Annotated in this window: 7 protein-coding genes and 1 pseudogene; 6 read left to right on the forward strand and 2 right to left on the reverse strand. The window is 76.7% G+C overall.

From position 1 onward, the window contains the following. From F9B16_RS47690 to F9B16_RS47710, 5 genes and pseudogenes are all read left to right on the forward strand, one after another. Positions 1-289: pseudogene (locus F9B16_RS47690) on the forward strand (gala protein); the annotation flags it as partial. Next, a complete protein-coding gene (locus tag F9B16_RS47695) occupies positions 286-1,974 on the forward strand; it encodes an ankyrin repeat domain-containing protein (protein ID WP_151546890.1) in 1,689 nt (562 codons plus the stop codon). The pseudogene F9B16_RS47690 and the gene F9B16_RS47695, both read left to right, overlap by 4 nt. Further along, on the forward strand, positions 1,971-3,161 hold the full coding sequence (locus F9B16_RS47700; protein WP_225992610.1) for an AAA family ATPase: 1,191 nt from the start codon (positions 1,971-1,973) through the stop codon (positions 3,159-3,161). Before F9B16_RS47695 ends, F9B16_RS47700 begins: the two co-directional genes overlap by 4 nt. Further along, a complete protein-coding gene (locus tag F9B16_RS47705) occupies positions 3,158-4,333 on the forward strand; it encodes a vWA domain-containing protein (protein ID WP_151546891.1) in 1,176 nt (391 codons plus the stop codon). The genes F9B16_RS47700 and F9B16_RS47705 overlap by 4 nt, the downstream gene beginning before the upstream one ends. A 36-nt stretch (positions 4,334-4,369) precedes the next feature. Next, the gene (locus tag F9B16_RS47710) at positions 4,370-5,308 is read left to right on the forward strand and encodes an MBL fold metallo-hydrolase (RefSeq protein WP_151546892.1); all 939 of its coding nucleotides are present in this window, start codon (positions 4,370-4,372) and stop codon (positions 5,306-5,308) included. Positions 5,309-5,372: 64 nt separating this feature from the next. On the opposite strand, the gene F9B16_RS47715 is transcribed toward F9B16_RS47710, so the two are convergent. Continuing rightward, positions 5,373-6,551 (reverse strand): FAD-dependent oxidoreductase, encoded by a 1,179-nt coding sequence (locus F9B16_RS47715; RefSeq protein WP_225992611.1) that lies wholly within the window; start codon positions 6,549-6,551, stop codon positions 5,373-5,375. A 64-nt stretch (positions 6,552-6,615) separates the two neighbouring features. On the opposite strand from F9B16_RS47715, the gene F9B16_RS47720 reads away from it, so the two are divergent. Beyond that, complete coding sequence (locus tag F9B16_RS47720; RefSeq protein ID WP_151546893.1) at positions 6,616-7,221, forward strand: PadR family transcriptional regulator; 606 nt, start codon at positions 6,616-6,618, stop codon at positions 7,219-7,221. A gap of 5 nt (positions 7,222-7,226) precedes the next feature. Here the strand turns inward: F9B16_RS47720 and F9B16_RS51895 are convergent. After that, positions 7,227-7,498, reverse strand: a 272-nt coding sequence (locus F9B16_RS51895; protein ID WP_225992612.1) for a hypothetical protein, incomplete at its 5' end; no start/stop codon positions are given.

The raw sequence follows: 7,498 nt of genomic DNA on the forward strand, positions 1-7,498 counted from the left end.
GGAGCGGGCGCTCGGCGCGCCGCCCAACGCGACCGGCGACGAGGGCGCGGCGGCGCTCGCGGCGGCGCTGCCCGGCAGCCCGCTGCGCCGCCTCGGGCTGAGCCACACCGGGGTCACGGGGCGGGGCGCGAAGACGCTGCTGGCCGGTGTCGGCGCGGAGAGCCGGCTGGAGTACGTCGGCCTCGGCCCGGGCGTCCCGCGCAAGGTGAAGCGCGCGTTCGCGCAGCGGCTGCGCCCGGCGGCCCGGCCGCACCCCGACGTGCACGCGATCGCGAGCGTCTACCGTTGACGCGTCCAGGCCGGGACCCGTCGTTTCCCGGGCCTCTGCGGGCGTGGCTCCAGGTCCGCCGGTACGCGGTGCCCCGGGGGCGGATCGAGCGGGCCGCCGAGCGGCGGCTGGCCGGGGACTGGCGAGGGGCGTGCGCGGCGGCGGACGTCGACGTCGCGTTCGACCCGGCGGACGCCGGCCGCGCGTTCGGCGCGGACGTCAGGGCGCGCCTGGAGGACGATCTGCGCCACCTCGTGCCCGACCTGCTGCACTGGCACCTGCCCCGGGACGTGACCGACCGCGGCGGCCTCACCGCGCTCGCCCCCGGGTTCCGGGTGATCCTCGCGCGGTACGGGACGGGCACGCGCGGACCGGCCCCGGTGCTCAGCGTCGTGGCGCCGCCCACGCCGACCGCGCCGCAGCGGCTGACCTTGGAGTTCGGCGCCACGGTCCGGGAGTGCGCGGACTGGTCGGTGGTGCCGTACCTGTTCGACGACCGGCACCATCGCGGGCTGCTCGGCCACTACGGCGGCGACGTCCGCGCGCCGTTCTTCGCGGCGGACGGCACGCCCCGCGACCCCGCCGATCTGCCCGCGTCCCGGCCGGACGCGGGCGATCCGGATGCGGGCGACCGCGCGGCCCGCAGCGAGCGGTCCGCGCTGCTCGCCGAGCGGCCGGACGGCGGTGACGAGGCCGTCGCCGCCGCCTTCGCCGCCGCCGGCATCGGCGTGATCGTGGAGGAGCGGCCCGGCGGGCGCCCGACCGAGCGGCAGACCTGGACCAGGCTCGCCCGGCTGGCCGGATGCGCGCCGATGCTCGCGCACCAGATCGAGCGCCTGACCGGCGGCGGCCCGGCGTCGCTGTCGGTCCGCCTCCCCGATCACCGCTTCGGCCTGCACGTGGAGGCGGGAGGGCGGCACCGGCGCCCGCTGTTGTGGGTGGCCTCCCCCGAGGAGTCGAAGCGGCGCCGCTCGTCCCCCGGCTGCTGGCACGCGCTCCCCGATCTCGCGCTGCTGCGCGCCGGGATGATCGCGCCGGACGAGCTGCATCCGCTCGTGCGGTCGGCGCTGTTCCCGGAGCGCCCGGCCCACGACCGTCCGGCCGGGCCGGCGCTTGCGGAACCGCCTCCGCCGGTCCGGGTGCGTTGCCAGGGCGTGTGGCACCTCGTCCGCTCCGGCGGAGGCGGCCTGGAGATCCCGCACGGCGATGAGGAGCGGCGCAGGGAGCAGGCGCTCGGGGCGTTCGGCGGCACCGTGAACGGCTGCTTCGTCGCCCACCGGACCTGGAGGGCGGGGACGGGATGGCTGCCGCGCGCGCTGCGCGCGCACCGCCGGGAGGTGTTCCTGAGGGCGGCGCACGGCGACACCGAAGGCGTCCTGCGGCTGCTGGACGCGGGGCTCGACCCGCACGTCCGCGACGGGCGCCGCTGGACGCTGCTGCACGCCCTCTACGCGATGGACCACGAGGTGCTGCTGCCGCGGCTGCTGGACGCGGGCCTGGACATCGACGCCACCGAGCACGAGGGCTACACGCCGGTCCTGCTCGCGGCGCTGAACCATGGCTCCCCCGCCTTCGTGCGGGCACTGCTGGACGCGGGGGCGGCCACGACGGCGCCGGACGGCGCGGCGCGGGCGGCGGGCCGCCCGGACACGCTGGCGAAGGCGATCGAACGAGCGAGACGCGAGGATCTGGAGTCCGTGCTGTGACCACCGAGACCGTGACGGGGCCGCTCGACGCGGCGGACGAGCTGAACCGGCGGGCCGCCGCCTGGCGGGCCGAGCCGGCGCGCAGCGTGCAGCTGGAGGCGCTCGCGCTGGCGGTGTCGGCGAACATCCCGGTGCTGCTGTGGGGCGAGCCGGGCATCGGCAAGTCCGCGGGCATGGAGCGGCTCGCGGACGGCCTCGGCGTGCCGCTGGAGACGGTCATCGCCAGCGTGCACGAGCCGTCCGACTTCGCCGGGCTGCCGATCATCGGGGACGACCCGGCCGCGACCGGGGTGCCGATGGCGCCGCCGGACTGGGCGGTGCGGCTCGCGGGCGCGGGCCGCGGCGTCGTGTTCTTCGACGAGCTGTCGTCGGCGCCGCCGGCGGTGCAGGCGGCGCTGCTGCGGGTCGTGCTGGAGCGGCGGGTCGGCAGCCTGCGGCTGCCGGAGCCGGTCCGGGTCGTCGCGGCGGCGAACCCGCCGGCGAGCGCGGCGGACGGCTGGCACCTGTCGCCGCCGCTGGCGAACCGGTTCGTCCACCTGCACTGGACGCACGACCCGCGCACGGTGGCGCGCGGCATGGCGGGGACGTGGCCGGAGCTGACCGTCCCGGTGGTGGACGCGACGAAGGTGCCCGCCGCGATCGCCCGCGCGCGCGGCGCCGTGTCCGGTTTCCTGACGGCGCGGCCGGGGCTGGCGCACCACCTGCCGGAGGACGCCGAGGCGCGCGGCGGCGCGTGGCCGTCGCCGCGCAGCTGGGAGATGGCGCTGCGGCTGCTCGCCACCGGGTACGCGACGGGCGCCGGGCAGGACGCGGTGGCCGCAGCGGTCGTCGGCGCGATCGGCGACGGCGCGGGCATCGAGCTGCTCTCCTACCTGGAGGAGCTGGACCTGCCCGACCCCGACCGGGTGCTCGCCGACCCGAAGGCGTTCGCGCTGCCGGAGCGCGGCGACCGGCAGCTCGCGTTCCTGACCGCCGTGGTGTCCTCGGTGCAGGGCGACTGCACCCGCAGGCGGTGGGAGGCGGGCTGGGAGGTGCTCGCGAAGGCGGTCGACGCGGGCGTCCCGGACGTGGCGGCGCGCGCCGCGTCCGACCTCGCGGCGCTGCGGGACGTCCGCTGGCCGGTGCCGCCGGGGATCGACGCGTTCCTCGACATCCTGCAGCTGTCCGGCGCCCTGCCGGGGGCGTGACCGCCGTGCTGGACCGGACGAAGCTGCTCGCCGCCCGCTACAAGGCCGCCGGCGACCGCCCCTACCTGGCGTCCGCGCTGTACTCGCTGACGGTCGTGCCGAGCGACCGCGTGCCGACGATGGGCGTCGACCGGCACTGGCGGTGCTACGTCTCCCCCGCGTTCGTGGACGCCACGCCCGTCGAGGAGCTGGCGGGCGTGTGGATCCACGAGGCGGCGCACCTGCTGCGCGACCACCACGGCCGCGCGTCCCGGCTCCCGGCCGCCGACCAGCGCGACCACGGGCGGGTCAACATCGCCGAGGACTGCGAGATCAACGACGACCTGCTCGCCGACGGGCTGCCGCTGCCCGCCGGGCGGGTCCACCCCCGCGACTTCGGGCTGCCCGAGGGCCGCATGTTCGAGGAGTACCTCCAGGGCGTCCCGCCGCAGCCGCACCACGACTGCGGGTCGGGCGCGCACGGCGTGCCGATGCCGTGGGAGCTGGACGGGGCGGCCGCGCCCTCGGTCCGCGCGACCGAGGCGGAGGCGCTGCGGCGCGCGACGGCGGAGGCGATGCGCGCGCACCAGCGGGCACGCGGGACCCTGCCGGCCGGGTGGCGGCGGTGGGCCGACCAGGTCCTCGAACCCGTCGTCGACTGGCGGCGGGTGCTGGCGGGCGCGGTGCGGGAGGCCGTCGCCTGGGCGGGCGGCGCCGTCGACTACACCTACCGGCGGCCGTCGCGCCGCACCCCGGCGCTGCGCGGCGCGGTGCTGCCGAGCCTGCGCCGCCCGCTCCCCCGCGTCGCCATCGTGGTCGACACATCGGGGTCGATGGGCGACGGCGAGCTGGCGGCGGCGCTCGCGGAGGTCACCGGGGTGCTGCGGGAGGTCGGCGTGCGCGGCAACCGGGTGAGCGTGCTGGCCTGCGACGCCGACGTGCAGGCGGTGTCGCGGGTGACGTCGGCGTCGCAGGTCGAGCTCGGCGGGGGCGGCGGCACCGACATGCGGGTCGGGATCGCGCGGGCGCTCGCCGACCGCGACCGCCCGCAGGTCGTGATCGTCCTCACCGACGGGTTGACCCCGTGGCCGGCGGAGTCGCCGTCCTGCCGGGTGATCGCCGCGCTGGTCGGCGACGGCGCGCCCGACCCGCCCCGGTGGATCGAGACGGTCCGCATCGACCGGGCCGCGTAGCGCCTCGTAGGGTACGTCCGAGGACCTGGAGGACCCATGAGCGACGTGCCCGGACGCGACGGCCCCGGCGAGCCCCGGCTCGAGGAGGTGTCGGACGGGGTGTTCGCCTACGTCCAGCCGGACGGCACCTGGTGGATCAACAACACCGGCTTCGTCGCCGCCGAGCGGGGCGTGATCAGCGTCGACGCGTGCTCGACCGAGCGCCGCACCCGCGCCTACCTGGACGCGATCCGGACCGTCACCGACCGGCCCGTCCGGACGCTGGTGAACACCCACCACCACGGCGACCACACGTTCGGCAACTACCTGTTCTCCGGCGCGACCATCGTCGGGCACGAGCGGACCCGCGAGAGCGCGATCGCGTGGGGCAGGCCGTTCGACGAGCCGTTCTGGACGAAGGTGGAGTGGGGCGGCGTCGAGGTCGAGCCGCCGTTCCTCACCTACACCGACGGCGTGACGCTGTGGGCCGGCGACCTGCGCTGCGAGGTCCGGCACGTCGGCACCGCCGCGCACACCACCAACGACTCGATCGTGTGGATCCCGGAGCGCCGCGTGCTGTTCTGCGGCGACCTGCTGTTCAACGGCGGCACCCCGTTCGTCATGCAGGGGTCGGTGGCGGGCGCGATCCGGGTGCTGGAGGAGGTCGTCGCGCCGCTGGACGCGGCGACGATCGTCCCGGGCCACGGGCCCGTCGCGGGCCCGGAGCTGATCGGCCGCGTCCTCGGCTACCTGCGGTTCCTCCAGGCGACGGCGGCGGAGGGCAAGGCCGCCGGGCTGTCCCCGCTGGAGGCCGCCCGGGAGGCCGACCTCGGCGAGTACGCGGAGCTCACCGACTCCGAGCGCATCGTCGGCAACCTGCACCGGGCGTACGCCGAGCTGGACGGCCTGGAGCCGGGCGGCGAGATCGACACCGCCACGGCCCTGCTGGAGATGGTCGACTACAACGGCGGCCGCCCCCTGACCTGCCGGGCGTGACGAGCCCCGGCCAGGCGGCGACGCCCGGCCAGGCGGTGACGCGCGGCCAGGCAGTGACCCCCGGCTAGGCGGTGACGCGCTCGTCCCAGTCGATGCGGAACCGCTGCACGAACCCGAACATCCGCTCCGGGTCGACCGGGCCCGCCGGTCCGCCGGCCGACTTCTCCTTGTTCGTCTGCGCGGCGGCCGCGGCGATCGCCTCGACGCGCGGGCGCCGCAGGTCCTCGTAGGCGGCGAACGCGGCGGACGGGCCGGGCACGTCGCGCAGGCAGCGGGCGAGTTCGACGGCGCTCTCGATCGCCAGCGACGCGCCCTGCCCCGAGCTCGGCGACGGCGCGTGCGCGGAGTCGCCGACGAGGACCATGCGGCCGCCGTGCCAGCGCGGGACGCGCGGCATGATCTCGATGCCGCCGAGGACGAACAGGTCCTCGGCTCGGCTGTGCCGGAGCAGCGCGGCGCCGGGGTCGTCGTCGGCGTGCAGGCCGCGGAGCCGTTCGAGCCATGCGGCGGGCGGGATGTTCCGCGAGGCGAACGCGGTGGCCGCGTCGGGCTCGGGGACGTTGCTGAACCAGGCGACGCGTCCGTCCGGCATCGACCAGTAGCCGAGGAACGCGCGGGCGCCGAACGCGAAGTACATGAGGTCGGGGTCGGGGGTCACGCCGCTGCCGGACGCGAACCCGCCGATCCCGATGAGGCCGGTGTACTCGGGGCCGGGGGCGGCGGGGTCGATGAGGCCGCGGACGGTGGAGCGGATGCCGTCCGCGCCGACCAGGATGTCGGCGGTGGCGGTGGTGCCGTCGTCGAACCGCGCGGTGACGCCGTCCGCGGTCTCCTCGGCGCCGGTGAGCCGCTTCCCGTGCTCGATCGCGACGCCCTGCCCGGCGGCGTGGTCGTGCAGGGCGCGGTTGAGGTCGGCCCTGGCCACCACGTGGCTCGCGGGCAGTCCCGGGAGCCCGGCGAACTCGGCGAACCGGTGGCCCTTGCCGTCCCCCATCACCATGCCGGGGACCGGGCGGCCCGCGGCCCGCACCGCGTCCGCGGCGCCGATCACCTCCAGGGCGTTGAGGCCGTTCGGCGCGACGGTCAGCGCGGCGCCGCCGTCCCGCTCGGCCTCGTGCGCCTCGTACACGGTGGCGTCGATGCCCGCCTTGCGCAGGGCCAGGGCCGTCACCGGGCCCGCGATGCCGCCGCCGATCACCAGGGCCGTCCGTACCGGGGTCATGTCGTCTCCTCGCGTCGTCATGGCTTCATAGTCACACTGAAACTAGTTGCAAGTCAACTAGTGCAGATGAGGCTAGTATCGGTGCATGAGCTCACCGGTCCGCAGTTCCCCGCTCGCCCTGACCGTGCTGGCGCTGCTGCACACCCGGCCGCTGCACCCGTACGGCATCCAGCGGCTGATCAAGGAATGGGGCAAGGAGCAGGTCGTCAACGTCGGGCAGCGCGCGGGCCTGTACCGGACGATCGACCGGCTGAACGCGGCCGGGCTGATCGCCGTCCGGCAGACCGAGCGCGGCAGCCAGTACCCGGAGCGGACCGTCTACGAGGTGACCGACGCGGGGCGGGAGACGGCGCGGACGTGGCTGCGGGAGATGCTCGCGGCGCCGAAGCGGGAGTTCCCCGAGTTCCCGGCGGCGGTGTCGAACATGATGCTGCTCCCGCCGGACGAGCTGCTGGACGTCCTCGACGAGCGGCTGCGGGCGCTGGAGAAGGACCTCGCCGGGCTCGACGCGAGCCTCGGCGAGGAGGAGGCGATGGGCCTGCCGCGCATCACCATGCTGGAGACCGAGTACCTGCGGGCGGTCACCGCCGCCGAGGCCGGCTGGGTGCGCTCGGTCCTGGACGACCTGCGCTCAGGCCGGCTCACCTGGAGCAAGGAGACGCTCGCCGCCTTCGACTCCGGCGACCGCTGATCGGGTCAGCGGAGTTCGGCGGTCGTCAGGAGGCGGATGTGGGCGGTGGCCCAGGCCTCGGCGATGCGGTCCGGGTCGTCGGAGCCGAGCGTCCCGGCGAGGTCGGCGAGCGCGCCGGCTGCGGCGCGCAGGCCGGTGCGCCGCAGGTCGTCGCTAGTGCGGGCGATCCGGTCGCGCAGCCCCGGCGTGGCGTGCAGCAGGCCGCGATGCGCGGCCTCGGCGCAGACGTCCAGCGCGGCCCGGACGGCGGCGGCGAGCGGGTCGGGCGCGGCGGCGG

Source organism: Actinomadura montaniterrae, assembly GCF_008923365.1.
Lineage (GTDB): Bacteria > Actinomycetota > Actinomycetes > Streptosporangiales > Streptosporangiaceae > Spirillospora > Spirillospora montaniterrae.